Genomic DNA, 26,850 nt, shown 5'->3' with positions numbered 1-26,850 from the left:
GTCGGCATCGGCCCGGTCCCGCCGCGTGCGGAGCCGGGCCGATCTACTTTCGGCGACTGTTCCGGGCAGCGCGGCCGGCATACCGTCGTGCCTGTGGAGGAAACGGGCGACGGCACGGTCGTGACCGGCGTGCCGGGGGAGGGGCCGCGGGCTCCCGCCGGGCGCCGCCGGCACCGCCGGTCGTTGCGCGAGGCGGTCGTCGACCTCGCCGCGATCGGGGTGGCCGCGCTGGTCGCCATGGAGGCGGCGGGTACGGCCGAGATCCTGGGCACCGTGACCGGCGGCACGCTCTTCTTCGCGCTGGTCCTCTCCGGGGTCGGCTGTCTCGCCCTGTGGTGGCGGCGCCGCTGGCCGGTCGGGGTCGCGCTGCTGCTGGCGGCGATCATGCCGATCACCGAGTTCGTCGGCGCCGCGGTCCTGATCGCGGTCTACACCGTCACCGCGAACCGGCGGTGGCCGGTCAGCCTCGCCGTCGCCGGGCTGCACGTGGTCGCCTTCGTCCCGTACTCGCTCCACCGGCCGGACCCGGACCTGGGGATTCTCGGTGCCAACGTCCTCCACGTCGCGCTGCTGTCGATCGCGGTGGCGGTCGGCACGGTCGTACGGGCCCAGCGGGAGAAGGACGCCGTGGTGCGGGAGCGGGCCGAGGCCGAGGCCCGGCTGCACCTCGACCGGGTACGCGTGCTCGAGCGCGAGCGCATCGCCCGCGAGATGCACGACGTGCTCGCCCACCGGATCTCCCTGGTCAGCCTGCACGCCGGTGCGCTGGAGGTGCGGTCGGACCTGTCAGCGGAGGAGATCGCCCGGGCGGCCCGGACGATCCGGGTCGGCGCGCACGAGGCGCTGGAGGACCTCCGCGAGATCCTCGGGGTGCTGCGGGCCGCGCCCGACAGCGCCGACGGGCTGCGTCCGCAGCCGGGCCTCGCCGACCTCGACCGGCTCGTCGCCGACGTCCGGGCCGCCGGCACCGTGGTCGAGGTCGAGAACCTGCTGCCGGACGTGGCCCCGCCGGCGGCGGCGAGCCGTACCGCGTACCGGGTGCTGCAGGAGGGGCTGACCAACGCCCGCAAGCACGCGCCCGGCAGCGAGGTGCGGATACGGCTGGACCGTGCTCCGGACGGCGAACTGCGCGTACGGATGTGCAACCGGTTGGTGCCCGTCGGCGGGCCGGTGGTGCCGGGAGCCCGGGTCGGTCTGGCCGGTCTGTCCGAGCGGGTCGGCCTGGGCGGCGGGTGGCTCGAGCACGGCGTCCGCCGTACCCCGGACGGCGAACTCGTCTTCCAGCTGGCGGCCCGGCTTCCCTGGCCGGGCTGATGCCCGGGTGGTGAAACGGACACGGCGCGGCGGCCGGACCCCCACCACAGGATCCGGCCGCCGCTTGCCGACCAACAAGGTCAGTAGGTGTCGCTGAGCTGGCCGCGCAGCTTCACCAGGGCGCGGGCGAGCAGCCGCGAGACGTGCATCTGGGAGACCCCGATCTGCTCGGCGATCTGCGACTGCGTGAGGTTGCCGTAGAAGCGCAGGGTCAGGATCTTCTGCTCACGCTCGTCGAGCGTGGACAGTGCCGGCCCGAGCGCGACCCGCAGTTCGGCCAGCTCGAACTCGCCGTCCTCGCCGCCGAGCATGTCGCCGAGTTCGGTGGCCCGCTCGCCGTCGCCGGTCGGGGTCGACAGCGACACCGCGTTGTAGGCGCGGGCGCCCTCCAGGCCCTCCAGCACCTCTTCCTCGGTGAGCTTGAGATGGGCGGCGATGTCGGCGACCGTCGGCGAGCGGCCCAGGCTCTGCAGCAGGGTGCTGTTCGCCTCGGAGATGCTCAGCCGCAGTTCCTGCAGGCGGCGGGGCACCCGGATGTCCCAGGTGCGGTCCCGGAAGTGGCGCTTGAGCTCGCCGATGATGGTCGGGATGGCGTAACCGGCGAAGTCGACGCCACGGCTCGGGTCGAACTTGTCGACCGCCTTGATGAGGCCGACCGCCGCGGTCTGCATCAGGTCGTCGGTCGGCTCGCCCCGGCCGCTGTAGCGGTGGGCGAGATGCTGGGCCAGCGGCAGCCAGGCCTCGATCGCCCGGTCCCGCAGCGCCGGCCGGGACGGATGGTCGGCGGGCAACGCCGCCATCGCGTCCAGCAGTTCGGCCGCGCTGTCGGCGGGCTTGACTTCGGGCATTTCCACGGACCTGGTAGCGGTCCCGGTCTGCTCGATCGTCGCGGTCATGGTGATCCTCCCTGCACCCCGTCCGCGGGATATGTCAGTCGTTCAGGTGCATGTTCGGCCGTTCAGTGGTCTAACCCTAGCCCGAAGGTATCCCGGAAATCTAGCCGAACGGACGATGGATAAAAGGGATGTCAATGGGCAGGCCTGGCATTTGGCGCGAAGAAATCCTTCGATGTAGGCGCCCGACGCGCTCCGAGGCCGGGTTCCGCCCGGCCCGATCGCCCGGCCGGGTGACCCCGCTCACCCGGTGGGGGCCGGCAAAACCGATGGCCGGCCACCGCCGCGGCGGTTAGCGTCGCGGCCCGTGCCCCGTACCGTGAACCTGATCCTGGTCGATCCGACCGGCGCGCCGCTCGGTGCCCTCGCCCCGTTCGACGCACCCGACCCGTGGTGGCAGGACGTCGCCGACGTGGTGGCCGCCGCCCGCGCCCGGCATCACGTCGAGGTGACCGTCCTGCGGCTGCTCACCGCCGATCGGCCGGCGCCACCCGGCGGCACGGTGACCTACCTGGCCCAGGTCGACACCGCCCCGGACGGGCTGCTGCCGGTCCCGGCCGCCACCGATCTGTCCCCGGACCCCCGGCGGGCGCCCTGGGCCGACCCGGGCGGTCCCGACCGTACGCTGCGCTGGGCCATGGACCGGCTGGAGCAACTCGGCCGCAGGGCGTACCGGCCGGTGCAGCGGCGGGCGTGGAACCTGTCGGCGATCTGGCGCCTCGACCCGGCCGGCCCAGACGCCGCCGGTGCGGACCCGGCCGGCGATCCGGTCTGGGTCAAGCAGGTGCCGGGCTTCCTCGCGCACGAGGCGGCGGTGCTGCGCTGGCTGGGCCGGGCGGTGCCACGGCTCGCCCCGGTGCTGCTCGGCGCCGACGGCACCGGCCGGATCCTGCTCGACCATGTGCCCGGCGAGGACCGGTACGGCGCCGGCCCGGCCGAACGCGAGGCGATCGGCGCCGACCACCACGAGATCCAGACCCGGGCGGCCGCCGACGTGGCGGTGCTGGTCGCGGCCGGCGTACCCGACCGGCGGGGCGCGGCCCTGGCGGCGTACGTACGCCGGGTGCTGACCGCGTACGGCGCCGACCTGGCACCGGTGGCGGGCCTGCTCGACGGCCTGGACGAGCGGCTGGCCCGGGTGGCCGACTGCGGCGTCCCGGACACGCTCGTGCACGGTGACCTGCACCCGGGCAACGTCCGCGGCACCGGGACCGGCGGTGCCGGTGGGGCAGGTGGGGCCGGCGATGCGGGTGGGGCCGGTGGGGCCGGGCGGGTCGTCATCGACTGGGGGGACGCCCTGGTCGGTCACCCCGCCTTCGACGTCCTGCGGCTCATCGAAGGGACCGAGCCCGCGGTCGCCGCCGCGCTGACCCGTTCCTGGGCGGCCCGCTGGCGGGCGAGCGTGCCCGGCTGCGACCCGGAGCGCGCCCTGGACCTGCTGCGGCCGGTCGCGGAACTGCGGATGGCGGCCGTCTACGCGGACTTCCTGGCCCGGATCGAATCCGCCGAACACCCGTTCCACGCCGGCGACGTGCCGCACCATCTCGCCCGGGCGGCCGCGTTACCTCGAAAAGGTGGCGGGAACCCGATCGGTTGACGAAGGAGGCGAGAGATGAGCAGAGCTACTATGCCCACCACCATGTGGCCGGGCGGCGACAACCTGCCCGCCGGTCCGGCCGGCGAGCAACCGGCCATGCCGGGCGCTCACGGCGGGACCGACCTCGGCCGTCCCACGGTCATGCTCGCGGCCTACCCCGACTACGCGTCGGCGCAGCGGGCCGTCGACTTCCTGTCCGACAACAAGTTCCCGGTCCAGGGCACGGCGATCGTCGGCACCGACCTGACGCTGGTCGAGACGGTGCTGGGCCGGATGACCACCGGTCGTGCGGCGCTGGCCGGCGCGGCCACGGGTGCCTGGTTCGGTCTGTTCATCGGCCTGCTGTTCGGCATCTTCGCCACGACCGCGTGGTTGGCGGTGATCGTCACCGCCGTCGTCATCGGTGCGGTCTGGGGTGCCATCTTCGGTGCCATCGCCCATGCGATGACCGGCGGCCGCCGCGACTTCACCTCGGCGAGTTCGCTGCGGGCCGGCCGCTACACCGTCGTGGTCGACGCCGACCAGGCCGAGCAGGGCCGGCAGGTGCTGGCCCGGATGAACTGGCAGGCCGAGAACCAGCCGGCGAACCAGGGGAACCAGCAACAGCAGCCGGCGAAGGTGCGCTGAGCCCGGATGGCGCGGCCGGCCGGGGAGCGCCCCGGCCGGCCGCGTCGATCATGCGGTTACCGGCCGGTACGTCTTCTCGCCGGCCGGGATCGGGGCCGCCAGACGGTTCTCCGGCGGGGCCAGCGGGCAGGCCCACCGGTCGTCGTACGCGCAGCTCGGGTTGTAGGCGTAGTTGACGTCGAGGCGTACCCGGCTGCCGGGTAGGACGACCAGGCCGCGGCCGTACGTGCCCTTGACGGTGTCGGTCAGGTAGCGGCCCCCGCCGTACGTCTCCCGTCCGCTCGTGCCGTCGCGCAGCGGCACGAACAGACCGCCGCCGTACGCCTCGATCCACCACAGGGTCAGCGGGCCCCACGGGGTCTCCGCGATGCCGACCCGGCGGTATCGCACGACACCGTCCGGGCCGCCGGTGTCGATGGTCTCGGTGCCGGAGGCGGGGCGCAGCGGCACGTCGACGACCGCGTCCGGGTTGGGCGGGAAGTAGTCCAGCCCGGTGAAGTCGGCCCGCCGGTCGAGCGGGATCGGGGACTGCGGGTGGCCGGCGAACAACGCGTCCCGGGCGGCCCGGAAGCCGGCGAGGTCGAGCCCGCCGAGGTAGATCCGGGCCACCTGCTCGCGCCAGTCCAGCAGGTCGAGGTCGTCCATCAGCCCGGCACCCGCCGGTCGCGCTGCTCCCGCCCGGGTGCGCCGTACGGGTAGTCGGCCACCACCGGGGCACTCGCCTCGTCGAGCCGCTCGCGTTCCTTCGCGTCCAGGGTCAGCCCGGTGGCGGTCAGGTTGTCCTCCAGTTGGGCGAGGGTACGCGCGCCGAGGATGACCGAGGTCACCGCCGGCCGGTCGACCAGCCAGGCCAGCGCGACGGCGGCCATCGAGACGCCACGTTCGGCGGCGATGTCGCGTACGGTGTCGACCACCCGCCAGGTGCGCTCGTCGCGGTTGCGCGGGTCGTACGCCTCCATGCCGCGTTGCGGGTTCTCGCCCAGCCGGGTGGCACCGGCCGGCCGGCTGTCCCGGCTGTACTTGCCGGTCAGCCAGCCGCCGCCGAGCGGTGACCAGGGCAGGATGCCGATGCCCTCCTGCTCGCAGACCGGTACGAGTTCGAACTCGACGTCGCGGGCGAGCAGGTTGTACTGCGGCTGCAACGTCACCACCGGCGAGAGGTTGAGGTGGCGGCCGATCAGGGCGGCCTTCTGGAGCTGCCAGCCGGTGAAGTTGCTGACGCCGACGTAGCGGATCTTGCCGGCGCGGACCGCGTCGTCGAAGAACCGCAGCGTCTCCTCGATCGGGGTCAGCGGGTCCCAGGCGTGTGCCTGGTAGAGGTCGATGGTCTCGACCTCCAGTCGGCGCAGGCTGGCCTCCAGCGCCCGGGTGAGGTGGGTGCGGGACAGGCCGGCGTCGTTGGCGCCGGGCCCCATCGGGAAGCGGCCCTTGGTGGCCAGTACGACCCGGTCGCGGATTCCGGGGCGCTCGGCGAACCACCGCCCGACGATCTGCTCGGACATCCCGGCGGAGTAGACGTCGGCGGTGTCGATGAACGTGCCGCCCCGCTCGACGAACAGGTCGAGTTGCGCGAACGCCTCGTCGTCGTCGGTCTCCGCGCCGAAGGTCATGGTGCCCAGGCAGTAGGTGGACACGACCGTGCCGGTCGTGCCCAGGGTGCGGTAACGCATACCTCGCCTCTCGGTTGGGTTGTGGGCGCCAATCTGTCCGCCCACAGCATTTTGTCCCGACCAGCTTCCGTCGGCGCGGTGTCGTGGCGGAGGGGCTCCAAAGACGCAACGCCCGACGAACATTCTGTTCAGGTTTGGAATTCCCTGCTGACGCTGTGACGAAGCTCTTCGTCGGGTGGGTTGTTCAGATTTGAAGGAGTGCTATTCTCGGAGCGTGGTCGAGAGTCTGGACAACACGCAGATGGCCTGCTGGCGGGCCTTCATCGAATCGAGCCAGCGCCTGATCACCCAGCTCGAGGAGGACCTGCGGGCCGACAGCGAACTGAGCCTGCCCGACTACCACGTGCTGGTGCTGCTCTCCGAGGCGCCCCGGCAGCGGTTACGGATGGGCGAACTGGCCAACCGGCTGGTCTTCTCGCCGAGCCGGCTGACGTACCACGTCTCCACGATGGAGCGGCGCGGCCTGGTCGTGCGGGAGAGCTGTCCCGAGGACCGGCGCGGCAGCCAGGCGGTGCTCACCGCCACCGGCCTGCTCGCCCTGCGCGAGGCGGCACCGCACCACCTCGCCTCGGTGCGCCGGCACCTGATGGACGACCTCGACGAGGCCGAGATGGCCTGCCTCACCCGCGTCTTCACCCGGCTCGGCGACCGGCTGACCGCGGCCCGCACCAGCGACTGACCGCGACCCGCCCGAGCGGACCGCGAACCCGGAGCCCGGGGCGCCACCCGCGCCACCGGCTCCACCACCCGAAAGAAGGAAGCCATGCCAGCGATCACCGTGGACGACGTCCTCGTCCTGCCCCGCCTGCCCCGCCTCGACGACGCCGCCACCGCCTTCCGGCCGGTCCGCCGGATCGTCACCGCACCGAGCGGTTTCGAGGGCGAGGGCTTCCCGGTCCGTCGGGCGTTCGCGGGCGTGCCCATGCCGGAACTCGACCCCTTCATCCACCTCGACCAGATGGGCGAGGTGGACTACGCGCCGGGCGAGCCGAAGGGCACCCCGTGGCACCCGCACCGCGGCTTCGAGACCGTCACGTACATCATCGACGGGATCTTCGACCACCAGGACTCCAACGGCGGCGGTGGCACCATCACCGACGGCGACACCCAGTGGATGACCGCCGGCTCGGGACTGCTGCACATCGAGGCCCCGCCAGAGCACCTGGTCGTCAGCGGCGGGCTCTTCCACGGCCTGCAGTTGTGGGTCAACCTGCCCCGGGTGGCCAAGATGAACCCGCCCCGCTACCAGGACATCCGGGGCCGTGAGTCGGCGCTGCTGACCACACCGGACGGTGGCGCGCTGCTGCGGGTCATCGCCGGCGAGGTCGACGGCCACCGGGGACCCGGTACGACCCACACCGACATCACCATCACGCACGTGACGGTGCAGCCGGGGGCGCGGGTCGACCTGCCGTGGCGGCCGGACTTCAACGCGCTGGTCTACGTGCTGGGCGGCAAGGGCACGGTCGGCACCGACCGGCGGCCGGTGCACACCGGTCAGTTGGCGGTGTACGGGCCCGGCGACGTGCTGACCTTCACCGCCGACCGGGCGCAGGACTCGCACACGCCGGTGCTGGACCTCTACATCATGGGCGGCAAGCCGATCGGTGAGCCGGTGGCCCACTATGGCCCGTTCGTGATGAACACCCGGGCCGAGCTGGTGCAGGCGTTCGAGGACTACCAGGCTGGCAAGCTCGGCGTCATCCCCGCCGCCCGGGTGCCGCACTCCGGCGGCCAGGACCGGCCCTGAGGCCCGTCGCGTCAGGCGGAGATCAGGAACATCCCGGCAACCCCCAGCAGGACCATCACGAGTACGGCGAACAGCAGGCCGCGCTCGGTGTCGAGGGTGTCGGGGCGGGCGGTTTCGGCGGCGTTGATGGTGTCGGTGGTCATTGCGGCTGCTCCTCAGCGTCGCTCCGGTGACATTGACGGTATGAGGACGTCGACGTGGCGGAATCCCGGTTTAGTGCCGCCCGTGCCTACCTGTCGGCAGGTGCGGGCGGTCGCCGGCCGTCCTGCGGGGTGAGGGCGTCGTCGACCTCAGGGGAGCCGCCCGTGCGGACTACGTTCTCGGCGCCGCGGGGCGGTGTGACCCGGCCACGGGGTTACCCGGATGGCGCCCGGCGAATCACGTCCGAACCGCCGAATCCCCGCCGCGATCGGCTCCGCACGCGTGGCCGGCGCGGGCGGCGGCGCCAAACGTGGCGACAGTCTCACCGCGCCGACCGGTCGTCGGTGCCCGGCCGAACGGCCGTCGGGGGCATGCGGCCGCCCGTGCGGCTGCCGGGGCCGCGCGCCGGTCGCACCGGCCCCGGCAGCCGCGTCTCAGGCCCGCTGGTGGTGGAGCGCGGCCGCGGTGATGAGCTGCGTGGATTCCGCCGCGGTGAGGGCGGCGTCACGCAGATGGTCGAAGGCGAGGACGAACCGCTTGCTCTGCGGCGCCTCGACGTAGATCTGCCCGGCGAGGTTCTCCACGTAGGCGACCTCGGGATAGGGCTCGGGCATCCGGAAGACCTGGAACGAGCCGTCGAACCGGGGCGTGGCGTGGGCACCCGCGGGCAGGACCCGGATCTCGATCCGTTGCCGGGCGGCGAGGGCGACGAGATGGTCGAGCTGGGCCCGCATCAGCTGGGGGTCGCCGAGATCGCGGTGGAGCACGGCGTCGTCGAGCACCACCGAGAGGTTGTTGCCGCCGGCCTCGAAGGCGCGCTGGCCGGCGATGCGGTCGTCGAGTCGGGCGGCCCGGTCGGCGGCCGGGGTGGCCGGCTCCCGCAGCCGCAGCGTGCGCTCGGCGTAGGCCGGGGTCTGGAGCAGGTCGGGCACGAGATGGGTGTGGTAGGCGCAGATCACGGCGGCGTGCCCGGTCAGCCAGGTGTGGTTGACGTAGGCGCGTTCGGGGAGCACGTCGGTGAAGTCGACGTCCCACTGGTTGGTGCGCCAGGTGTCCCGGCACAGGCGGAGCAGGCGGGCCCGGGTGCGGCCGTCGAACACGCCGTATATGTCGAGCAGGGCCGCGACGTCGTGGTGCTTGAACGGCCATTCGGCGCGTTCGTAGCGGGCGAGCGCGGAGTGGTCGCGGCCGAGGTAGTCGGCGGTGGACTTCAGGGTCATCCCCCGCTGGCGGCGCAGCTCGCGCATCTGGTGGCCGAGCCACTGGGCGCGCAGGGTGCGTTGGACAGGTTCTTTGAACGGCATCGAACCACCTCTCGGAAAGCACTGTGGATGCGTTGCTCCAAACGCGATGCGTTGAGAGCGTCGCCACTGCGCTATCGACGCCGCCCGTCTTCGCGGGACGAGCGGCGGAGAGGCTTCGCGGGCCTAAATTGCACGATCAGGTGTGTGCTGATCGCCGACTGCAATGGACTGGAACATATGTATCACGGATGCCGCCTACCAGCCCGCACCCGACCCGTACCTCTTCGTCGATCTAGGGCGGTCGGTGTTGAGAAGCGGACGAATCAACCACCTCGCACCGGGCACGGTACGCGCCGCGGGGGCGTGCGGCACGCCGCGCGACAGGGGTCGCGCGGCGTGCCGTTCGGCGGTCAGGCGCAGGGCGTCCCGTTGAGGGCGAAGCCCGTCAGTGCCGGTGTGCCGGCGCCGTTCTGGGTGCCCTGGAAGCCGATGCTGGTCGTGCCCCCGGTCGCCAGGGCTCCGTTCCAGGCGGCGTTGCGCGCCGTCACCTGGTTGCCGGACTGGCTCCACGTCCCGTTCCAGCCGTTGCTGAGCTGTACGCCGGCCCCGGCGGTGAAGGTCAGCGTCCACCCGCTGACCGCCGGGCCCCGGTTGGTCACCCGGATCTCGGCGGTGAAGCCACCGGTCCAGGCGTTGGCGGTGTAGGTCACCGCGCAGCCACCGGCCGGCGGCGGGGTGGTCGGCGGGGGAGTGGTCGGCGGCGGGGTCGTGGGCGGCGGCGTCGTCGGGTTCGGGCTGGGCGGCGGCGTGGTCGGCGGCGGACCGGCGGCGACGGCCAGGTCGTACGCCCGCTGCGGCACGAACTGTCCGGCGGCGGCGATGCAGCCGTCCGCCTCGCCGGGCAGCTTGATCCACAGGAAGGCGTCGATCTTCGCGTCGCCGGTCTGGTTGGTGCTCGGCGTGCCGATCGCCCGGCCGGCCGGGTCGCACCACTCCGAGCCCAGCGGGCCGTTGCCGTTGCGGCTGGTGTCGATCACGGCCGTCAGGTGGTTGGCGCCGGTCGCCGCGATCACCGCCTTGACGTAGTTGACGACCTCGCTCGTCGCCCGGTAGTTGGACACGTTGCTGGAGATGCCGTCGGCGCTGTTGGCCACGTCGGCACCGACGAGCATGCCGGCCATCGCCGAGGGGGAGTGCCAGGCCGAGTGGCCGGCGTCGAAGTAGACCTTCGCCTGCGCCGAGCCGGCCTTGAGCCGCTTGCCGGCGTACGCCATCGAGGCCCGCACCTCGGCCTGCTGGCTGGCGTTCATGCAGGTGCCCATCAGGGCGAGCACGTCGGGTTCCAGGATGATCGTGGCGGGCCGGTTGCCGAGGCCGGCCGCGACCTGGTCGATCCACTGGCGGTAGGAGGCGTGGTTGGGGGCGCCACCGGCGCTGTGGTTGGAGCAGTCGCGGTTCGGGATGTTGTAGACGACCAGGATCGGGATCCTGCCGACGGCGGCGGCCGCGCCGACGAACGCGTCGACCTGACCCCGCACGGTGGTGGGGTTGTACTGGGTGAACCAGCGACCCTGCGGCACGTTGGCGATCCGGTCACGGATGACGCCGGCGCGCGAGTCGCCGGGATTGGCCGCGACCCACTGGGCGGCGTTGGTCTGCGGGTCGACGTAGAACACGGACTGCGCGGCCTCGGCCGGCTGCGGCGACAGCAGGCCGATGCCGGCCGCGGTGGCCGCGACCACCGCCAGGGCGGCGGCCGCGCCGGCGGCGAGCGCTGATCGGGTGGGCATGCGGTGACCCCCTCGGGTACGGTATCGAGCGTCTTCTATGGAAGCGCTCCCATGACAAGCAACACCGTACGGGGATGTTGCGCTTGTGTGAAGCCCTTGTGTCTGCCTGATTGCCCGCCCGCGTCGCGTGACCCGGCCGGTCCGGAGGGCGTAGGCTTCCGATGAGCCGGGAGGGACGGTTGGGTATCCAGTGATGGCACTTCCGGTCGCGACCGTTCCCCGCGGTGAAGACGCCGTGGGCGCCGGTCCCGACGGGAGCGCCGTCGCTGCCGGTTCCGACGGGGGCGTCACGGTCATGAGCCGCGCCGTCGGCGCACGGGCCCGCGGCTGCCGATGACGGATCGCCCGGTGGCCGCGCCCCCGCGCGGGTCACAGTGGCACGAGGCGCTGTTCTACACCGGTGACGACGACTACCTCGAGACCACCGTGCCCTTCGTCCAGGCCGGGCTCGCGGCCGGCGAGCCCGTGCTGATCGCCGTACCCGCGCCCGGGCTGCACCTGCTGCGCCGGTTCGACGGCGTCGAGGGCGTACGCCTGGTGGACATGGTCGAGGCCGGCCGCAACCCGGCCCGGATCATCCCCGGCGTGCTGCACACCTTCACCGTCTCGCACCCGGGCCGCCCGGTCCGCGTCGTCGGCGAGCCGATCTGGCCCGGCCGGGCCGCGGCCGACTATCCGCGGTGCGTGCAGCACGAGGCCCTGGTCAACCTCGCGTTCGCCGACCTGCCGGTGCGGATCCTGTGCCCGTACGACGCCGCCCGGCTCGACCTCGACGTGCTGGCCGACGCCGCCAGCACCCACCCGGTGCTCACCCGCGGCGGCGACCGCCGGGCCAGCCTCGGCTACGCCCACCCGGAACGGATCGTCGACGCGTTCAACCGCCCGTTGCCCGAGCCCGGCACGCCGCCGACCGTGCTGGTCTTCGAGGCGGCCGGCCTGTCCGGCGTACGCGGTCTCGTCGTCGCGCTGGCCACCGAGGCCGGGCTGCGTCCCGACCGGGTGACCGACCTGCGGATCGCGGTCAACGAACTGGCCACCAACGCCGTCGCGAACGCGCCGGGACCGGCCGTCCTGCGGGTGTGGACCGAGCCGGACGGGCTGCTGTGCGAGATCACCGGGTCGAGCGTGCTGACCGACCGGCTCGCCGGCTGCGTCCCGCCCCCGCACACCACCGAACGCGGCCGCGGCCTGCTCCTGGTCAACCTGCTGTGCGACCTGGTCCACGTGCACACGACCGACGACTCGACGACGGTCCGCCTGCTCATGGACCGCTGACCCGGGCCGGTGGCGCGGGCGGCGGTCGTCAGGTGAGCGCCGCGATCGGAGACTCGTCGAGAGCCGTGAGCAGGGCGGCCGGATCGTCGTAGACCGCGACCGCGCCGGCCCCGGCCAGCTCCGCCCGGCAGGTGCCGCCGCAGGTCAGCGCCACGCAGGGGATGTCGAGGTGCCGGGCCGCGGCCACGTCCCAGACCGAGTCACCGACGAACACCACGCGGCGGGCCGCCAGGCCCGCCTTGTGCAGGGCGGCCACCAGGATGTCCGGGCTGGGCCGGCTCTCCGGCGCGTCGTCGGCGCAGGTCGCCGCCGCCACGGCGTCGTCGGCGGCGAGAGCGGACCGCAGCGCGGTCAGGTCGTCGCCGGACACCGACGACGCCAGGACCACCCGCAGCCCGCGGTCGGCGCAGGCCCGCAGCAGGTCGGCGGCGCCCGGCAGCGGACACAGCCGTTCCCGGTGCCGGGCGAAGATCTCCCGGTGACCGGCCCGGATCCGGTCGTCGGCACCCCGGTCGCGCTCCGGCCCCAGGACGTGGTCGAGCAGCCGGTCCGAACCCATCCCGACGCCGCGGTGCACCCGCGCCATCGGCGCGTCGAAGCCGGCCCGGCCCAGCGCCTCCCACCAGGCGACCGTGTGCAGGTAGGTGGTGTCGACCAGGGTGCCGTCGAGGTCGAAGAGCACTCCGGCCGGGCCGTTCGCGTCCATCCGGTCCCCCTACCCGTCGGCGGCGGGGGTGACTCCTGCCGGACCGTCGGGGATGAGGATCTCGAACCATACGGTGGACCCCCGTACGGTCGGATCGGTGCCCCAGGCATCGCTCAGTTGCTCGATCAGCGACAACCCGCGGCCCCGGCTGCTCAGCCGATCGGCCTGTGTCCTGGTCACCGTGCCCCGCGTGCCCCGGTCGGCGACCGACACCAGCAGCCGTTCCGGGCTCAGGTCGATCTCCACCCGGGCCGAGGTGCCGGCGTGCAAAAGCGCGTTGGTGGTCAGCTCGCTGGTGCACAGCACCGCCGCCGCGACGACCGGCTCCGGCACCGCCCACTCGGTGAGCTGGGCGGTCATCCAGTGCCGTACCCGGCCCGGCGCGGTCGGCTCGGCCGGCACCCGGATACCGGCCGACCGGCTCGGCTTGCTGGCGTGCTCGACGGCCAGAACCGCGACGTCGTCCTCGGTCGGGCCGGGCACCGCACCGGCGGCGACCGCGCACAGGCTGCGCGGGTCGGAGCCACCGGCCGCCGACACGGCGGCGGCGAGGGTGTCGAACCCCTCGGCGAGGCCGCGGTCGCGGCGCTCGACGACACCGTCGCTGAACAGCAGCACCGTGTCACCGGGGGCGAAGTCGACGGCGACGGCGGTCCGTCGCCCGCCCAGGCCGAGCGGCGGACCCGGCGGTACGTCGAGGTATCCGGCGGCCGGCGCCGGCTCCCGCCCGGTGCCCGACCGGCGCAGCAGGGGAGCGGGATGTCCCGCGCTGGCCAGCGTCAGCCGGCCCGCCTCGGGGTCGGCGACCCCGTAGGTGACGGTCACGAAGATCTCGTCGCTGCGCATCTCGGCGGCCAGGTTGGCGACCAGCCGGTCCAGGCCGAGCAGGACCGACGCCGGGTCCGGGTCGGTGAGCGCGAGCGCCCGCAGCGCGGCGCGTACCTGGCCCATCAGCGCGGCGGCCCGCACGTCGTGCCCGGCGACGTCACCGAGGACGATCGCCAGCTTCCCGCCGGCCAGCGGGAACGCGTCGTAGAAGTCGCCACCGGCGGCGTTGCCGTCGACACCGGCCTCGTAGCGGGCGGCGATCCGGAACCGGGGGATGTCGGGCAGGTGTTCGGGCAGCATGCTGCGCTGGAGGAGTTGCGCGGTGCCGTGCTGGGTCTCGAACCGCCGGGCCCGTTCGGCCGCCTGGGCGACCAGTTCGGCGGTCGCGGCGAGCAGGGCCCGCTCGGCCGGCGGCCACGGATGGGCGGCCTCCAGCCCGAAGGTGAGCGCACCCCGCAGCGACGCGCTGCGCAGCGGCAGCGCGGCCAGCGCGCGTACCTTCTGGTCGTGCCGGTCCAGGGCGGTACGCCGCAGCGGCTGGCCGTCGCTGCGGAACGTCGCGGTGCCGTCGGCGGCGGCGACGACCAGCGGCGCCGCCGAGTCGCCGGACAGCCGCCGCCACAGCGGGGGGAGCCGTTCGTCGGCCTCGTCGATGACCTCGCCGCGTACCCGGCGGGTGGTCCGCCACCCGCCGCCGTCGTCGACGCCGAAGGACGCCTGGTCGACGTCGAGCGACGACACGGCGTAACGCAGCACCACCCGGGCGACGTCGTCGAGGGTGAGGGTCGCCGACAGCGCCGACGCGAGTTCGCCGAGGTCCTGCAACCGCCGGGTCACCTGGGTCGTCTCGGCGGCGACGGTGAGCACACCGACGATCCGGCCGTGGCTGTCGCGGACCGCCGACAGGCCGCGGGTGAAGACCGCGTGCTCCAGGGTGCCGGCCGCGGCCCGGATCACCGGCAGCGCCGCCTCGGTCTCCAGGAACGGTTCACCGGTGCGACGCACCCGCTCGAAGACGTCGCCGACGCCCGGCATCGCCCAGACGTCGGCGTGCACCTCGGGGGCCGGCCGGCCGAACGCCTCGGGATGCTTGACCCCGAGCACCGTCGCGTAGGCATCGTTGTAGACCAGGGTCAGGTCGTCGCCGTACACCAGTGCCATCGCGACCGGCGACCCGAGCACCAGGTCGACGATGGCGCGGAGCGCGGGATCCCAACCGGACGGGTCGCCGAGCCCGGTCTGCGACCAGGGGCGGGCCGGCCGGGCGTCCGCGTGCGGCCCGCCGGCCGTACGGGCGGCGGGCACGGATACGGGAACCGCGGGTGTGCGCCCTGCCGTGGCTGGCATGGGAGCAGCCTATCCGGCGGAATCGAGTCCGGCCCGATCGGTGGAGACGCCGCAGCTCAGAGAGCGGGTCGAGGCGGATTCACCCGATCGCGGGTCCGGACCTGTCTGCGCCGACTGTTCGGCCGATGACACCCGAATCCGTTTTGTCGGAAATGCCAGTAACTGATCGTGATTGGCGCGATGATCGGCAGGGTATGGGAACGCCGGAAGGTCATGCGACAGGAGGGGACCAGATGTCCGAGACGATGGCCGCGCGGCAGGTCGACATCGGGGCCGCGCTGACCGACATGTGGCGATCGGTGCTGCTGTTCATCCCGAAGGCCATCGCCTTCGTCGCGATCCTGGTGATCGGTTGGATCATCGCGCGCTTCGTTCTCAAGATCGTCGACCGGGTGCTCGAACGCGTCGGCTTCGACCGCGCGGTGGAGCGCGGCGGCATCGGCCGGGCGCTGGAGCGCACCAGGTACGACGCCAGCGACATCCTCGCCCGGCTCGCCTACTACGCCGTACTGCTGCTCACCCTGCAACTGGCGTTCGGGGTCTGGGGACCCAACCCGATCAGCGACCTGATCGCCGGCGTGGTCGCCTGGCTGCCCCGCGCCTTCGTCGCGATCGTCATCGTGGTGGTCGCCGCCGCCATCGCCAGCGCCGTCCGCGACCTGATCGCCGGCGCCCTCGGCGGACTGTCGTACGGCCGCCTGCTGGCCAACCTGGCCTCGGCGTTCATCATCGCGCTCGGCGTGATCGCCGCACTGAACCAGATCGGCATCGCGACCACGGTCACCACCCCGGTCCTGGTGGCGGTGCTCGCCACCGTCGCCGGCATCCTCATCGTCGGCGTCGGCGGCGGACTGGTGAAGCCGATGCAGCAGCGCTGGGAGGGCTGGCTCGACCGGGCCGCCACCGAGTCGCAGGTGATCCGGGACAAGGCCGCCGCGTACGCCGCCGGCCAGGAGGACATGCGCCGCCAGATGGCCGACCGGACGCCGGCCCCGGCGGACGCCGACCGTACCCAGGTCATCCCGCAGGGGGCGGGCTCGCCCGCGATGTCCGGCGGGCCGGCCCAGCCGATGGCGGGCGGCCAGCCCGCTCCCGGCGGCCAGCCGATGGCCGGTGGTCAGCCGGTGGCGGGTGAGCAGCCGATGTCCGGTGAGCAGCCGATGTCCGGTGACGCGACCCGGACCCAGGCGGTGTACCGGTCCGGTAGCGCCACCCCGCCGGGCACCGAACGGCCGGCGGCCATCGACGACACCCAGCGGATCATGCCGCCGGACCGTAGCGACCGGTGATTGCGCCACGAAGGTGGCCCGGCCGGACCGTGCGGTTCGGCCGAGCTGGGCCGGGCTGGGGGCTGGGGCTGATCAAGGAGTAATCGTGGCCTGCGCAGGGTGGATTGTCGGAAACATCCCCGTGATCGACGCGGTGCGGGTGAGGAGGGCGACGCCGGGCAGTGCCTGGTCGGGCTGATCAAGGAAAAGTCGTGGCCTGTGCGGGGCGAATTGTCGAACACATCCCCTTGATCGGCGCGGCCCCTTGATCGGCGCGGCCCCTTGATCGGCGCGGCCGCGGTGCGACGCGGCGGCCCGGCCCGGTGCGGCGCCCCGGGGCGGCGCGGCCCGAGTGCGGCGCGGGCACGGTGTGGCGTCGTCCGGATGCGGTGCGGCCTCTGGGCGAGGGGCGTGGTGGGGGCGGTCGGGTGGCTCAGCCGGCCGGCGGTGTGACGGCGGGGCGGTCGGCGGCGCGGGCCAGGGCGCACACCGCGAGCAGCCTCGTCAGCACCCAGTCCGGGCCGGCGGACCAGTCGACCGGGCCCTGCGGCAGGTGCCAGCCGTGCTGGAGTGCGGCGTCGCGTACCCCTTCGGCGTAGCCGGCGAGCGCGACCGGGGTCAGCGGCCGGCGGTCACCGAGAAGGCTGTCCCGTACGGCCGCCGCGTGCTGGTCGACGCTGGCGAGCAGCCTCGGGTGCGAGGCGGCGGCGGCGAGGCCGGCGACACCGACACTTACCTGCAAATCGGCCAGCACGGAGCGTGCGGACCGGTTCGCGCGGCGTGCGGAAGCGCCGTTGAACAGGGCTGTCATGGAGACCGAGGCTAGTCAACCGGCCGGTCCGTCGACCTCGGTCGGTCGGTGGGGACCGGCCGGCGGGCGGCTGAATCTGCGGGTCGTATCCGCGTACCGCAACCCCCGCCCGGGTAGTGGTGTGGTGACAGCCGACACCCGTACCCGGAAGGAGACATCGTGGCTGACGACGGCCCCGACCAGGCGCACCGGCGCCCGGCCGGCCTGGACGACATGACCGTGGCCGCGTTGGGCAAGCTCAGCGAGGCGCTCGAGACGACCGAGCGGGCCCGCGGGCACCTCTATGCGATGCACCAGCTCACCGGGCACGCCGACCTGCAACTCGACGAGGCCGTCGAGCTCTTCCGGCGGGCCGGGCACCACGGGGTCGCCGACCGGATCGAACGGGAGCTGATCGGCCGCAACGTGATCGCCGGACGATGGACCTTCCAGATCGTCGAGGACTACGACGACGGCTACCACGCGACGTTTCGTGACCTGGAGGCGTGGGCCCGCGACGACCTGGCAGGTGGACGGCGCCATCTCTTCGAGGCGGAGATGAAGGAGCGGCGCCGGACGAAGGGGCTCGCCGGGCACGAGGCGCGACCGGCGGGGTGAACCCCGCTATTCGAAGCTGCTGGGACCGGCGTCGGCCGGCCGGCGCCGCATGGCGTCGTCGGCCAGGATGACCGTGGCGACCATCAGTGCGACGACGACGCTGAACAGCCACGAGTCGTCGCTGACCAGGCGGGCGGCGACGGGGGCCTGTAGCGCGGTCAGCACGAAACCGAACCAGGCCCAGCGGCGCTGACGCGGGGAGAGGAATCCGGGGGCTTGACGCATCCGAAAAGTTTGCCCCGGAGAAACCGGATTGCCCTCGGCCGTTCGGTCGAAGTCGGGGTTGTCTGTCCGGTCTGCCGGCAACTGTCGGTGATCTGATGGTGGCCGAAAGTTGGTCGGTGTTGTCAGCTTCCGCCGCCGCCACCGCCGTCCCCACCGCCACCACCACCGCCACCGTCGCCGCCCCAACTCCAGCCGCCGCCACCGCTGTCGCTGTCGCCGCTGTCGCCGCCCCCACCGTCGTCACCGCCCCGGCGGGACCGGCGGGCGGGGGCGGGCGAGCCGCGGCCGGCCCGGGAGACCGACATGTAGCGCCCCACGAGGGCGACCACCAGGATGAGGAGACCCAGGCCCAGGAAGGGCAGTAGCTCTGTCATGCCATCACTGTCGGAGATGCGTACGAGCCGGCCAACCCCTATCCGTATCGGCGTCCGTCAGCGCGCGACCCCGGCGTAATAGGGGGGAATGAGGGGTGGGGACGGCCCGGCGGGGCGGTGTGCGAGAGCGTTTTCCCTGCGGCAAGATCGGGGGCTGTGTCCGCCCCAACCACACCCCGGCTGTCCCTGCTCCTGCTCGCATACTTCGCGTTCGTCAGCCTCGGCCTGCCCGACGGCCTGCTCGGCGTCGGCTGGCCGTCGATCAGCGCGGGCTTCGCCGTACCCACCGAGGCTGTCGGCCTGCTGCTCACCGCCAGTACCGCCGGCTATCTGACCTCGAGCGTCGCCGCCGGCTTCACCATCAGCCGGCTCGGCGTCGGCTGGCTGCTGGCCGGCAGCACCGGCCTGACCTGCCTCGCCCTCGTCGGCTACGCGGCGTCCCCGGCGTACGCCCTGCTGATCGGCTGTGCACTGCTGCTCGGGTTCGGCGGCGGCGCGATCGATTCCGGCCTCAACGCCTACGCCGCGGGGGCGTTCGGTCCACGGCACATGAACTGGATGCACGCGTTCTTCGGCCTCGGCGTCGCCCTCGGCCCGCTGATCATGACGACCGTGCTGGCCACCGGATCCTCCTGGCGATGGGGGTACGGCGTCGTGGCGGCGGCGCAGGCCGTACTGGCAGTGGCCTTCGTGCTGACCGTGCGGGCCTGGAGCCGCCGGCAGCCGGCCACCGGCCCGGGCGAGGAGCCCTCCGCCCGGCCCGCGCGGGTGCCCGTACGGGAGACGCTTGCCCTGCCGGCGGTGTGGTTCGGCGTGCTGGCGTTCGCGGTGTACGTCGCCGTCGAGGTGACGGCGGGGCTGTGGGCGTACCTGCTGCTGACCGAGGGGCGCGGCCTGAGCGCGACGGTGGCCGGTGTCTGCGTGTCCGGCTACTGGGCCAGCCTCTTCGTCGGCCGGGTGGTGCAGGGAGTGGTCGCCGAGCGCCTCGGTACGTCGACCGTGCTCACCGGCAGCCTGGTCGCGATGGTGGCCGGCGCGGTGCTGGTGGCCCTGCCCGCCTCCGGCTGGGTCGCCGTCGCCGGGCTGGCGATCATCGGGTTCGGCGCCGCGCCGGTGTTCCCGCTGCTCACCCTGACCACCGCCGAGCGGGTCGGGGCCGGGCACGCCGACCGCACGATCGGGTTGCAGATCGGTGCGGCGGGGCTGGGCGGGGCGGCGATTCCGGCCGGCGTGGGCGTCCTGCTGGGCCGGGTCGACGTGGAACTGCTCGGACCGGCCCTGGTCGTGCTCTCGGCGGCCCTGCTCGCCCTCTACTCCGCGGCCAGCCGCCGCCCTCGCCGCCGTCCCCACCCGGCAGCGCTGATCAAGGACTAGTCGCGCGACAAAGGCCGCGGCCCGGGCACGCCTTCTCCTTGATCGACGCGCAGCTCCCGCGCGGTTCGGCGCGCCGTTCAGCGCACGGGTCAGTGTGGGCCGGAGCGGCCGGTGGTGGACGGGCGGTCGGCGCGTTGGTTGTCGGTCAGCTTCTCGCGGCCGGCCGGGGTGCTCTCCAGCTCCTCCGCCTCCGCGCCGTGGCCGAAGGCCGCCTCGGCACCCGCGTCGTTGCCGGTGACGTCGTCGAGTTGGCCGTCGGTGTCCCAGGTCGCCATCGCCTCGGTGAGGTCCTTCAGCGGCAGTCGCTGCTCGTCACGCCAGGTCTCGTCGGTCATTCACCGGTCGTACCCGGGGGCCGGGCGCCGAAACCCTGGTCGCACCCGGGGGCCGGGCACCGAAGCCCTGGTCGCGCCCCGGGGGAAGAACGTAACGGCGACGCGGCGGCCGCCGGCGGGTCGAACCCGCCGGCGGCCGCCGCTGATCCCGCCCCGCTACGGCTCGGACCGGTTCACCTCGCCGCGCCAGGCGCCGGTCTCCACGCCGCCGCGGCCCTCGATGAACTTCTTGAAGCGGTCCAGGTCACCCTTGACCCGCATGTCGATCATGCCGAGCTTGTCGGCGGCCTGTTCGGCCATGCCGTGCGGCTCGAGGTCCATCTGCGCGGTGACCCTGGTGTGGGTGGCGTCGAGCCGGTGGAAGGTGATGACCCCCGCCTGCTTCATGCCGCCGGTCGACTTCCAGGCCACGCGCTCGTCCGGCAACTGTTCGGTGATTTCCGCGTCGAACTCGCGTTTCACGCCGGCGATCTCGGTCTTCCAGTGCGTCTTGGTGTCGGTGAGTTGGCGGACCTCCTTCACCCCTTCCATGAAGTGGGGGAACTCCTCGAACTGGGTCCACTGGTCGTACGCGGTACGAACCGGTACCGCGACGTCAACGGACTTGGTGACCGAACCCATGTGACTTCCTCCTTGATCGACAGTCCTGGACGGGACGGGACGGGACGGGACTGGACGGGACGGGACTGGACGGGCGTGGACGTGGACCGGCCGGGGCCGGAAGGAACGACCGTCGGGTACGGGACCGCGGCTACCAGCGCGTCGACTCGTTCGCGTGACCCAACGCGGCCCAGACCTCGGACACCGTGCGGTACTCGGTGCCCGACGGCAGCCGGTCCAGCTGGGCGAGCACGTCGTCGGGCGCCTCGTTGTCCCGCGCGCTGTGCCGCAGCGTCTCCCGGTCGCCGGGCAGCGCCGACAGGCTGATGTAGCGGCCCAGCCGGCTGCGCTGCTCGACCTCGGCGGGCGTCATGCCCTGCGGGACGCCGGTCTGGTTCTCGCCGCCGGGAACCCGGCTGACCTCCGGCTGGTCCTCGCCGGACGGCTCGGGCTCGCGCCACGGTTCGGCGCGGGCGCCGGCCTTCCCGGCGACGGTGCCGGCGACCTCCCGGTTCATCTGGTCGTCCAGTCGTGGTCCGTGTTTGCTGTTGCCACGTTCCATGACCTAGTCGCTACCCGGCCGCGTCCGCGCTAAACGATTTCCGCCGATCAGGAGCCGCGTGAAGGGGACGTCTCCGACCGGTCGTCGGCGGGGGCGCGTTCGGGCAGCACCGGGTCCTTTTCGGCGTCCTCGACCCCGCCCTGGATCGCCCGGCCCCGCTGGATCTCCGCGTTGACCTCGACCCCGAACAGCACCGCCATGTTGATCAGGTAGATCCAGATCAGGAAGGCGATGACCGCGCCGAGGCTGCCGTACGTGGCGTCGTACGACGCGAAGTTGGCGACGTAGAGCCCGAAGCCGAACGAGACCACCGCCGCCGCCAGCAGCGTCACCAGGCCGCCGGGGGTGAGCCAGCGGAACCGGGGCTGCCGTACGTTGGGCGCCACCCAGCCGAGCAGCGCCAGGAGCAGCAGTGCGATCAGCACCAGGGCCGGCCACTTGGCGATCGCCCACGCGGTCCGGGCGGCGGCGCCGAGGTTGAGCGCGTCGCCGACGGCGTCGACGACCGGACCGCTGACGATGAGCATGACGACGCTCGCGGCCAGCAGCACCAGGGTGACGAGGGTGACGCCGAGCTGCAGCGGGCGCAGCTTGTAGAAGGGCCTGCCCTCTTTCACGCCGTAGATCGCGTTCGCCGCCCGGGTGAAGCCGCCGACGTAGCCCGACGCCGACCAGAGGGCACCGAGCAGACCGAAGCTCAGCAGTACCCCGGCGGAGCTCTGCTGGTTGACGACGCTGTCGATGGCGTCGCGTACGCCGCCGCTGGCCACCACCGAGCCGGCGCCGAGGTCCTCGGCGATGCCGAGGATGGTGTCGACCGCGTCGCCGCCCCGGGCGACGAGGCCGACCAGGGCCACCACCACGATCAGCGACGGGAAGATCGCCAGGACCGAGTAGTACGTCAGGCTGGCCGCCCAGTCGGTGCAGTTGTCCTTGCCGAACTCCTTGGCGCTGCGGACCAGTACACCCTTCCACGTCGACCAGTGCAACTGGCGCAGGCGGCGGGGCAGTTTGCGCTGCCGGTCGCGCGGTCGGGCCGGCGGGTGCGTCGTCGTGGCCATCGCCCAACTCCCTGCTGCTTCGGCAGCGGCGACCCCCCGCCGCTGGTTGCGGTGGCCGTACCCCCGGGCGGACCTGGACAAACCCGTCATGGTTTGGTCGCCCGGGGGCGGGGAACGCAGCCAGTCGAGCATTTTCTAGGCGAGGAGGTCCGACATGCCCGCGCGTGACGAGCTGCCGAGCACGCTCCAGCGTTCGCCGGACAAGGCCCAGCGCACCTGGTCGAAGACGCACGACTCGGCCGTCGAGACGTACGGCGAGGGTGAGCGGTCGCACCGGGTCGCGTTCGCCGCGCTGAAGCACTCGTTCGAGAAGGTCGGCGACCACTGGGAGCCCAAGTCGGGCAAGGGCCCGAGCGACGAGCAGGCGGCCGGTGGTGGCCCGCAACGGCGGACGCCGACCGCCGGCGGGGTGGACGCCAACGCGTCCAAGGAACACCTCATGGATCTGGCCGCCCGGGCCGACGTCCGGGGCCGGTCCAGCATGACGAAGCCGGAGCTGGTCGAGGCGTTGCAGAAGGCCAACGACCGCAGCACCCGGCAGGCCCGCGAGAAGAAGAAGCGATCCTGACCGGCCCGGCGGCCGGGCGGGCGCCCGGCCGCCGGGTCCGTCCGGTACGTCACCAGCGCACCGCCGGGCCGCCGGGTGGTTCGATGTGCACGGCCTTGGCGACCGTCATCTCGTCGAGCAGTTCCGGCCCGTAGCCGAATCCCTCCCCGCTGGCGCGGCGCGGGTGCGCGGCGCCGCCCGGGGCCCCGCCGAAGACGGCGTTGACCTTGACGGTGCCGACCGGCAGTTCCCGCCAGGCCCGCTGCGCGTTCGCCATCGAGCCGGTCAGCACGGTGGCGGCCAGCCCGTACGGCGACCGCCCGGCCCGCGACAGCGCCTCGTCGTACGAGTCGACGACCAGCACCGGCGCGATCGGCCCGAACGTCTCCTCCCGCATCACCGCCATGTCGTCGGCGCAGCCGGTGAGGACCGTCAGCGGGTAGAAGGCGCCCGGCCCGTCGGGCACGGTCCCGCCGCACAGCACGTCGGCGCCGTCGGCGACCGCGGCGGTCACCTGGGCGTGCACGTGCTCGCGGTGCCGGCGGTCGACCAGCGGCCCGAGTTCGGAGCGCGGGTCGCGGCCCGGGCCGACCCGCATCTCGCGGCAACGGCCCACCAGCGCGGCCAGGAAGCGGTCGGCGACCGTACGGTGCACGTAGATGCGCTCGACGGCGACGCAGAGCTGCCCCGAGTTGGCGAACGCGCCGATCGCGGCCTGGTCGGCGGCCCAGCGCGGGTCCACGTCGGCGTCGACGATCAGCGGGTCGCTGCCGCCGTTCTCCAGCAGCGCCTTGGCGCCGGTGCCGGCGCAACTGGCGGCGATCGACCGCCCGGCGGCGGTCGAGCCGACGTGCGCGACGAGGTCGACCTGCCGGCCGGCCAGCGCGGCACCGACCGCGCCGTCGCCGGTGACCAGCGAGAGCACGCCGGGCGGCAGGTGCTCGGCCAGCAGCTTGACGAGGAGCCAGCCGGTCGCCGGGGTGCGCTCGCTCGGCTTGTGGACCACCGTGTTGCCGGTGACCAGGGCCGCGCCGAGCAGCCCGCAGGAGACCGCGACCGGGTCGTTCCACGGCGTGATCACCGCGACGACACCCCTCGGCTGGTACGTCACCAGGTCGATCGCCTCCGCCGCCCCGGCCAGCGTCCGGCCGCCGTGCAACGGCCCGAGTTCGGCGTACTGCCGCAGGGTGGCGACGCCCGCCTGGATGCCGGCCCGGGCACCGGCGAGAGGCTTGCCCATCTCGGCGGTCTGCGCGTCGGCGATCCGGTCGGCCGCGTCCTCGATCGCGTCGGCCGCCAGGTGCAGCGCGGCGGCGCGTACGGCCGGGGTGCTCGCCGCCCAACCGGGCGCGGCGCCCCGCGCCGCCTTCACCGCGGCGTCCAGGTCGGCGCCGACGGCGGACGGCGCGGAGCTGACCGGGCTGCCGTCGGCCGGGTCCACCACCTCGAACCGGCCGTTGTCGCCGGCCGGCTTCCACTGCGCGCCGATGAGCTGTTCCACCTCGTACATCCGCCCGTAGTCCCCGCAGAAGGCGCCGGCAAACCCGGGCCTTTCCGGGGTCGCCCACCCGGTCCCGGGCCGGCAGAGCCGGCAGAATCATCGGGCATGGGAAGGGTGGATGCGCAGGGCGCCGACGCACTGGTGATCGGGGCCGGCCCCAACGGGCTGGTCGCCGCGAACCTGCTGGCCGACGCCGGCTGGGACGTGCTGGTGCTGGAGGCGACCGGTGCGGCCGGTGGCGCCGTGCGGTCGGCCGAGATCACCGCACCCGGCTACCTCAACGACCTGTTCAGCTCGTTCTACCCGCTCGGGTACGCCTCGCCGGTGATCCGCCGGCTCGACCTGGAGGCGTACGGGCTGCGCTGGACGCACGCCCCGGACGTGCTGGCCCACCTGCTGCCGGACGGTCGGGGCGCGGTGCTGAACCGGGACCCGGCGCGCACCGCGGCGTCGCTGGAGCGGTTCGCGCCGGGCGACGGCGACCGCTGGCTCGCCGCGTACGACGAGTGGCGGGCGCTGTCCGGGCCGCTGCTGTCGGCGCTGTTCAGTCCGATCCCGCCGGTGCGGGGCGGGCTGGCCCTGCTGGCCCGGCTGCGTACGGCGGGCGCGTTGCGGCTGGCCCGCCGGCTGGCGCTGCCGGTGCGGACCCTCGGCGGGGAACTCTTCCGGGGCGAGGGCGGACCGCTGCTGATGGCCGGCTGCGCCCTGCACACCGACCTGTCCCCGCTCGACGTCGGCAGCGGCGTGTACGGCTGGCTGCTGACCATGCTCGGCCAGCAGGTCGGCTGGCCGGTGCCGGTCGGCGGGGCGCAGCGGCTCACCGACGCGCTGGTGACCCGGCTGCGGGCCCGGGGCGGCCGGATCGCGTACGGCATGCCGGTCGACCGGGTGCTGGTGGCGCGGGGGCGGGCGGTCGGCGTACGGACCCGGGGCGGCACGCTGTGCCGGGCCCGGCGGGCGGTGGTGGCCGACGTGCCGGCGCCGGCCCTGTTCCTGGACCTGGTGGGGCAGCGGTGGCTGCCGCCGCGGCTGGTGGAGGACCTGGCCCATTTCCGGTGGGACGGCTCGACGGTGAAGGTCGACTGGGCGCTGTCCGGGCCGGTGCCGTGGACCGATCCGGCGGCGGCCGGCGCCGGCACCGTCCACCTCGGCGGTGACCTCGACGGGCTGACCGGGTTCGCCGCCGACCTGGCCCGCGGTGTGCTGCCGGCGGAACCGTTCCTGCTGGTCGGGCAGATGTCCACGGCGGACCCGACCCGGTCACCGGCGGGTACCCAGGCGCTGTGGGCGTACACCCACCTGCCGTTCCGGCGGGCGTGGGACGGCGCGGAGGTGGTCGCGCACGTGGCCCGGATGGAGGCGGTGCTCGAACGGTACGCGCCGGGGTTCGGCCGGCTCGTCGTCGGCCGGCACGTGGCCGGCCCCGGGGATCTGGAGCGGGCCGACCCGAGCCTGGTCGGCGGGGCGCTGGGCGGCGGTACGTCGGCGGCGTACCAGCAGCTCGTGCTGCGGCCGGTGCCCGGGTTGGGGCGGGCGGACACCCCGGTCGACCGGCTCTTCCTGGCGAGCGCGTCGGCGCATCCGGGCGGTGGGGTGCACGGTGGCCCGGGCGCGAACGCGGCGCGGGCGGCGCTGGCCCGGGATCGGGCGGTCGGCGGCGGCCTGTACGCGGCGGCGGTCTCGGCCGCCCACCGGGCGATCTACCGCTGAAAGTCGGAATGTGCGGATCGCGCGGCGATGATCGGCGATCACATCTATGCAAGATCGTCGATCTCTGGTAGGAAAGTTGCAGGGTTGACCCATGTCATGTAGAAAACCCCCACCCGAGAACCGGAGTTCCCATGACACCCACCCGCCGCGCGACCCGACGCGTGCTCACCCTGCTGGTCGCGGTGTTCGCCGCCACCGTCACCGCCCTCGGCTTCTCCACCCCCGCCCATGCCATCACCCACTCCAGCGCGACGTCGCAGCTGAGCGCCGCCGGCATCAGCTGGACGTCCAGCGGCGGGTGCAGCAACCGCAACGTCCCCACGTGTACGTCGTTCGACGGCATCCGCCAGGCGACGATCACCGGGATCATCACCTTCAAGCGGGCCAGCGGCTGCGCGGTCACCATCACCGCCGGCACCGAGACCGGACACGCCAGCGGCACCTACAGCCACTGGAACGGCTACAAGGTGGACATCCGGCTGAGCACCTGCGTGGAGAACTACATCACCCGGTCCTACACCTACGTCGGCTACATCTCCGGCTGGGGACACCAGTACCGGGCGGCCTCCGGCAACCTCTACACCAAGGAAGGCAGCCACTGGGACGTCCTCTACTACACCTGCGGCTGCTGACCGGCCCGCGCGTGGCGCCGCCGCACCGGCGGCCCCCCCCCCCCCCCCGGGGGGGCGGGGGATGTGACCCG

28 protein-coding genes are annotated in these 26,850 nt (G+C 73.5%); 12 read left to right on the top strand and 16 right to left on the bottom strand.

Annotated features, from left to right (window positions below):
* Nucleotides 1-183 precede the first annotated feature (183 nt).
* The gene (locus AB0I42_RS15690) at nt 184-1,314 is read left to right on the top strand and encodes a histidine kinase (RefSeq protein WP_357538146.1); all 1,131 of its coding nucleotides are present in this window, start codon (nt 184-186) and stop codon (nt 1,312-1,314) included.
* 80 nt (nt 1,315-1,394) lie between these two features.
* On the opposite strand, the gene AB0I42_RS15685 is transcribed toward AB0I42_RS15690, so the two are convergent.
* Nucleotides 1,395-2,162 carry a SigB/SigF/SigG family RNA polymerase sigma factor gene (locus tag AB0I42_RS15685; RefSeq protein ID WP_357538144.1) on the bottom strand — a complete coding sequence of 256 codons (768 nt, stop codon included), beginning with the start codon at nt 2,160-2,162 and terminating at the stop codon, nt 1,395-1,397.
* A 352-nt stretch (nt 2,163-2,514) separates the two neighbouring features.
* Here AB0I42_RS15685 and AB0I42_RS15680 point away from each other — a divergent pair, with 352 nt between their 5' ends.
* Both AB0I42_RS15680 and AB0I42_RS15675 read left to right on the top strand, forming a co-directional pair.
* Entirely contained in the window at nt 2,515-3,804 is a 1,290-nt protein-coding gene (locus AB0I42_RS15680; protein WP_357537885.1) for a phosphotransferase, read from the top strand.
* 96 nt (nt 3,805-3,900) lie between these two features.
* Nucleotides 3,901-4,431 (top strand): general stress protein, encoded by a 531-nt coding sequence (locus tag AB0I42_RS15675; protein ID WP_357538143.1) that lies wholly within the window; start codon nt 3,901-3,903, stop codon nt 4,429-4,431.
* 48 nt (nt 4,432-4,479) lie between these two features.
* On the opposite strand, the gene AB0I42_RS15670 is transcribed toward AB0I42_RS15675, so the two are convergent.
* Nucleotides 4,480-5,076: a DUF1684 domain-containing protein gene (locus AB0I42_RS15670; protein WP_357537883.1), complete on the bottom strand. Its 597-nt coding sequence runs from the start codon at nt 5,074-5,076 to the stop codon at nt 4,480-4,482.
* The gene (locus AB0I42_RS15665) at nt 5,076-6,101 is read right to left on the bottom strand and encodes an aldo/keto reductase (RefSeq protein ID WP_357537881.1); all 1,026 of its coding nucleotides are present in this window, start codon (nt 6,099-6,101) and stop codon (nt 5,076-5,078) included. Before AB0I42_RS15665 ends, AB0I42_RS15670 begins: the two co-directional genes overlap by 1 nt.
* Before the next feature lie 214 nt (nt 6,102-6,315).
* On the opposite strand from AB0I42_RS15665, the gene AB0I42_RS15660 reads away from it, so the two are divergent.
* Together AB0I42_RS15660 and AB0I42_RS15655 are read left to right on the top strand one after the other, a co-directional pair.
* A complete protein-coding gene (locus AB0I42_RS15660; protein ID WP_357537879.1) occupies nt 6,316-6,780 on the top strand; it encodes a MarR family transcriptional regulator in 465 nt (154 codons plus the stop codon).
* Between the two features lie 84 nt (nt 6,781-6,864).
* Nucleotides 6,865-7,851: a pirin family protein gene (locus AB0I42_RS15655; protein WP_357537877.1), complete on the top strand. Its 987-nt coding sequence runs from the start codon at nt 6,865-6,867 to the stop codon at nt 7,849-7,851.
* Nucleotides 7,852-7,862: 11 nt separating this feature from the next.
* On the opposite strand, the gene AB0I42_RS15650 is transcribed toward AB0I42_RS15655, so the two are convergent.
* The 3 genes from AB0I42_RS15650 to AB0I42_RS15640 all read right to left on the bottom strand — a co-directional run bounded on the left by AB0I42_RS15650 (nt 7,863) and on the right by AB0I42_RS15640 (nt 11,026).
* On the bottom strand, nt 7,863-7,994 hold the full coding sequence (locus AB0I42_RS15650) for a hypothetical protein (protein ID WP_357537875.1): 132 nt from the start codon (nt 7,992-7,994) through the stop codon (nt 7,863-7,865).
* Between the two features lie 432 nt (nt 7,995-8,426).
* The gene (locus AB0I42_RS15645; protein WP_357537873.1) at nt 8,427-9,296 is read right to left on the bottom strand and encodes a helix-turn-helix transcriptional regulator; all 870 of its coding nucleotides are present in this window, start codon (nt 9,294-9,296) and stop codon (nt 8,427-8,429) included.
* 350 nt (nt 9,297-9,646) lie between these two features.
* On the bottom strand, nt 9,647-11,026 hold the full coding sequence (locus tag AB0I42_RS15640) for a glycoside hydrolase family 6 protein (protein WP_357537871.1): 1,380 nt from the start codon (nt 11,024-11,026) through the stop codon (nt 9,647-9,649).
* Between the two features lie 348 nt (nt 11,027-11,374).
* Here AB0I42_RS15640 and AB0I42_RS15635 point away from each other — a divergent pair, with 348 nt between their 5' ends.
* Nucleotides 11,375-12,301 (top strand): sensor histidine kinase, encoded by a 927-nt coding sequence (locus tag AB0I42_RS15635; protein ID WP_357537870.1) that lies wholly within the window; start codon nt 11,375-11,377, stop codon nt 12,299-12,301.
* 28 nt (nt 12,302-12,329) lie between these two features.
* Here AB0I42_RS15635 and AB0I42_RS15630 read toward each other — a convergent pair whose 3' ends face one another.
* Both AB0I42_RS15630 and AB0I42_RS15625 read right to left on the bottom strand, forming a co-directional pair.
* A complete protein-coding gene (locus AB0I42_RS15630) occupies nt 12,330-13,007 on the bottom strand; it encodes an HAD family hydrolase (protein WP_357537868.1) in 678 nt (225 codons plus the stop codon).
* A gap of 9 nt (nt 13,008-13,016) precedes the next feature.
* On the bottom strand, nt 13,017-15,182 hold the full coding sequence (locus AB0I42_RS15625) for a SpoIIE family protein phosphatase (protein ID WP_357537866.1): 2,166 nt from the start codon (nt 15,180-15,182) through the stop codon (nt 13,017-13,019).
* 233 nt (nt 15,183-15,415) lie between these two features.
* On the opposite strand from AB0I42_RS15625, the gene AB0I42_RS15620 reads away from it, so the two are divergent.
* Nucleotides 15,416-16,471, top strand: a complete 1,056-nt coding sequence (locus AB0I42_RS15620; protein WP_357537864.1) for a hypothetical protein — start codon at nt 15,416-15,418, stop codon at nt 16,469-16,471.
* 412 nt (nt 16,472-16,883) lie between these two features.
* On the opposite strand, the gene AB0I42_RS15615 is transcribed toward AB0I42_RS15620, so the two are convergent.
* On the bottom strand, nt 16,884-17,261 hold the full coding sequence (locus AB0I42_RS15615; protein ID WP_357537862.1) for a DUF6401 family natural product biosynthesis protein: 378 nt from the start codon (nt 17,259-17,261) through the stop codon (nt 16,884-16,886).
* A 213-nt stretch (nt 17,262-17,474) separates the two neighbouring features.
* Between AB0I42_RS15615 and AB0I42_RS15610 the strand changes: the two genes are divergently transcribed.
* Nucleotides 17,475-17,858 (top strand): hypothetical protein, encoded by a 384-nt coding sequence (locus tag AB0I42_RS15610; RefSeq protein ID WP_357538142.1) that lies wholly within the window; start codon nt 17,475-17,477, stop codon nt 17,856-17,858.
* A gap of 6 nt (nt 17,859-17,864) precedes the next feature.
* Here AB0I42_RS15610 and AB0I42_RS15605 read toward each other — a convergent pair whose 3' ends face one another.
* Nucleotides 17,865-18,083 (bottom strand): hypothetical protein, encoded by a 219-nt coding sequence (locus AB0I42_RS15605; protein WP_357537860.1) that lies wholly within the window; start codon nt 18,081-18,083, stop codon nt 17,865-17,867.
* Between the two features lie 122 nt (nt 18,084-18,205).
* Nucleotides 18,206-18,457, bottom strand: coding sequence for a hypothetical protein (locus tag AB0I42_RS15600; RefSeq protein WP_357537858.1), 252 nt, complete (start codon nt 18,455-18,457; stop codon nt 18,206-18,208).
* 156 nt (nt 18,458-18,613) lie between these two features.
* Here AB0I42_RS15600 and AB0I42_RS15595 point away from each other — a divergent pair, with 156 nt between their 5' ends.
* The gene (locus AB0I42_RS15595; RefSeq protein ID WP_357537857.1) at nt 18,614-19,831 is read left to right on the top strand and encodes an MFS transporter; all 1,218 of its coding nucleotides are present in this window, start codon (nt 18,614-18,616) and stop codon (nt 19,829-19,831) included.
* Between the two features lie 89 nt (nt 19,832-19,920).
* On the opposite strand, the gene AB0I42_RS15590 is transcribed toward AB0I42_RS15595, so the two are convergent.
* The 4 genes from AB0I42_RS15590 to AB0I42_RS15575 all read right to left on the bottom strand — a co-directional run bounded on the left by AB0I42_RS15590 (nt 19,921) and on the right by AB0I42_RS15575 (nt 22,389).
* Nucleotides 19,921-20,166, bottom strand: coding sequence for a hypothetical protein (locus tag AB0I42_RS15590; RefSeq protein ID WP_357537855.1), 246 nt, complete (start codon nt 20,164-20,166; stop codon nt 19,921-19,923).
* Nucleotides 20,167-20,322: 156 nt separating this feature from the next.
* Nucleotides 20,323-20,787 carry an SRPBCC family protein gene (locus tag AB0I42_RS15585; RefSeq protein ID WP_357537854.1) on the bottom strand — a complete coding sequence of 155 codons (465 nt, stop codon included), beginning with the start codon at nt 20,785-20,787 and terminating at the stop codon, nt 20,323-20,325.
* Between the two features lie 130 nt (nt 20,788-20,917).
* Nucleotides 20,918-21,328 (bottom strand): DUF2795 domain-containing protein, encoded by a 411-nt coding sequence (locus AB0I42_RS15580; protein WP_357537852.1) that lies wholly within the window; start codon nt 21,326-21,328, stop codon nt 20,918-20,920.
* A gap of 47 nt (nt 21,329-21,375) precedes the next feature.
* On the bottom strand, nt 21,376-22,389 hold the full coding sequence (locus AB0I42_RS15575; protein WP_357537850.1) for a YihY/virulence factor BrkB family protein: 1,014 nt from the start codon (nt 22,387-22,389) through the stop codon (nt 21,376-21,378).
* Between the two features lie 154 nt (nt 22,390-22,543).
* Between AB0I42_RS15575 and AB0I42_RS15570 the strand changes: the two genes are divergently transcribed.
* A complete protein-coding gene (locus tag AB0I42_RS15570) occupies nt 22,544-22,957 on the top strand; it encodes a ChaB family protein (RefSeq protein ID WP_357537849.1) in 414 nt (137 codons plus the stop codon).
* A gap of 49 nt (nt 22,958-23,006) precedes the next feature.
* Here the strand turns inward: AB0I42_RS15570 and AB0I42_RS15565 are convergent, their stop codons facing one another.
* On the bottom strand, nt 23,007-24,446 hold the full coding sequence (locus tag AB0I42_RS15565; RefSeq protein WP_357537847.1) for an aldehyde dehydrogenase family protein: 1,440 nt from the start codon (nt 24,444-24,446) through the stop codon (nt 23,007-23,009).
* A gap of 96 nt (nt 24,447-24,542) precedes the next feature.
* On the opposite strand from AB0I42_RS15565, the gene AB0I42_RS15560 reads away from it, so the two are divergent.
* Nucleotides 24,543-26,147 (top strand): NAD(P)/FAD-dependent oxidoreductase, encoded by a 1,605-nt coding sequence (locus AB0I42_RS15560; protein ID WP_357537845.1) that lies wholly within the window; start codon nt 24,543-24,545, stop codon nt 26,145-26,147.
* Nucleotides 26,148-26,278: 131 nt separating this feature from the next.
* Nucleotides 26,279-26,779 carry a hypothetical protein gene (locus AB0I42_RS15555; RefSeq protein ID WP_357537844.1) on the top strand — a complete coding sequence of 167 codons (501 nt, stop codon included), beginning with the start codon at nt 26,279-26,281 and terminating at the stop codon, nt 26,777-26,779.
* The last annotated feature ends 71 nt before the right edge of the window (nt 26,780-26,850 follow it).

The organism is Polymorphospora sp. NPDC050346 (assembly GCF_040655695.1).
Classification (GTDB): domain Bacteria; phylum Actinomycetota; class Actinomycetes; order Mycobacteriales; family Micromonosporaceae; genus Polymorphospora; species Polymorphospora lycopeni.
The sequence above is the reverse complement of the archived record's forward strand: the minus strand, read 5'-3'. Positions and strand labels throughout refer to the sequence as shown.

Bases quoted from the DNA above. Each gene is read 5' to 3' on its own strand.
- AB0I42_RS15615 (WP_357537862.1), bottom strand. From the start codon at position 17,261: ATGACAGCCCTGTTCAACGGCGCTTCCGCACGCCGCGCGAACCGGTCC.
- AB0I42_RS15650 (WP_357537875.1), bottom strand. From the start codon at position 7,994: ATGACCACCGACACCATCAACGCCGCCGAAACCGCCCGCCCCGACACC.
- AB0I42_RS15655 (WP_357537877.1), top strand. From the start codon at position 6,865: ATGCCAGCGATCACCGTGGACGACGTCCTCGTCCTGCCCCGCCTGCCC.
- AB0I42_RS15675 (WP_357538143.1), top strand. From the start codon at position 3,901: ATGCCGGGCGCTCACGGCGGGACCGACCTCGGCCGTCCCACGGTCATG.
- AB0I42_RS15565 (WP_357537847.1), bottom strand. From the start codon at position 24,446: ATGTACGAGGTGGAACAGCTCATCGGCGCGCAGTGGAAGCCGGCCGGC.
- AB0I42_RS15560 (WP_357537845.1), top strand. From the start codon at position 24,543: ATGGGAAGGGTGGATGCGCAGGGCGCCGACGCACTGGTGATCGGGGCC.
- AB0I42_RS15590 (WP_357537855.1), bottom strand. From the start codon at position 20,166: ATGACCGACGAGACCTGGCGTGACGAGCAGCGACTGCCGCTGAAGGAC.
- AB0I42_RS15670 (WP_357537883.1), bottom strand. From the start codon at position 5,076: ATGGACGACCTCGACCTGCTGGACTGGCGCGAGCAGGTGGCCCGGATC.
- AB0I42_RS15685 (WP_357538144.1), bottom strand. From the start codon at position 2,162: ATGCCCGAAGTCAAGCCCGCCGACAGCGCGGCCGAACTGCTGGACGCG.
- AB0I42_RS15610 (WP_357538142.1), top strand. From the start codon at position 17,475: ATGACCGTGGCCGCGTTGGGCAAGCTCAGCGAGGCGCTCGAGACGACC.
- AB0I42_RS15625 (WP_357537866.1), bottom strand. From the start codon at position 15,182: ATGCCAGCCACGGCAGGGCGCACACCCGCGGTTCCCGTATCCGTGCCC.
- AB0I42_RS15585 (WP_357537854.1), bottom strand. From the start codon at position 20,787: ATGGGTTCGGTCACCAAGTCCGTTGACGTCGCGGTACCGGTTCGTACC.
- AB0I42_RS15620 (WP_357537864.1), top strand. From the start codon at position 15,416: ATGTCCGAGACGATGGCCGCGCGGCAGGTCGACATCGGGGCCGCGCTG.
- AB0I42_RS15600 (WP_357537858.1), bottom strand. From the start codon at position 18,457: ATGACAGAGCTACTGCCCTTCCTGGGCCTGGGTCTCCTCATCCTGGTG.
- AB0I42_RS15570 (WP_357537849.1), top strand. From the start codon at position 22,544: ATGCCCGCGCGTGACGAGCTGCCGAGCACGCTCCAGCGTTCGCCGGAC.
- AB0I42_RS15665 (WP_357537881.1), bottom strand. From the start codon at position 6,101: ATGCGTTACCGCACCCTGGGCACGACCGGCACGGTCGTGTCCACCTAC.
- AB0I42_RS15575 (WP_357537850.1), bottom strand. From the start codon at position 22,389: ATGGCCACGACGACGCACCCGCCGGCCCGACCGCGCGACCGGCAGCGC.
- AB0I42_RS15640 (WP_357537871.1), bottom strand. From the start codon at position 11,026: ATGCCCACCCGATCAGCGCTCGCCGCCGGCGCGGCCGCCGCCCTGGCG.
- AB0I42_RS15555 (WP_357537844.1), top strand. From the start codon at position 26,279: ATGACACCCACCCGCCGCGCGACCCGACGCGTGCTCACCCTGCTGGTC.
- AB0I42_RS15580 (WP_357537852.1), bottom strand. From the start codon at position 21,328: ATGGAACGTGGCAACAGCAAACACGGACCACGACTGGACGACCAGATG.
- AB0I42_RS15605 (WP_357537860.1), bottom strand. From the start codon at position 18,083: ATGCGTCAAGCCCCCGGATTCCTCTCCCCGCGTCAGCGCCGCTGGGCC.
- AB0I42_RS15630 (WP_357537868.1), bottom strand. From the start codon at position 13,007: ATGGACGCGAACGGCCCGGCCGGAGTGCTCTTCGACCTCGACGGCACC.
- AB0I42_RS15645 (WP_357537873.1), bottom strand. From the start codon at position 9,296: ATGCCGTTCAAAGAACCTGTCCAACGCACCCTGCGCGCCCAGTGGCTC.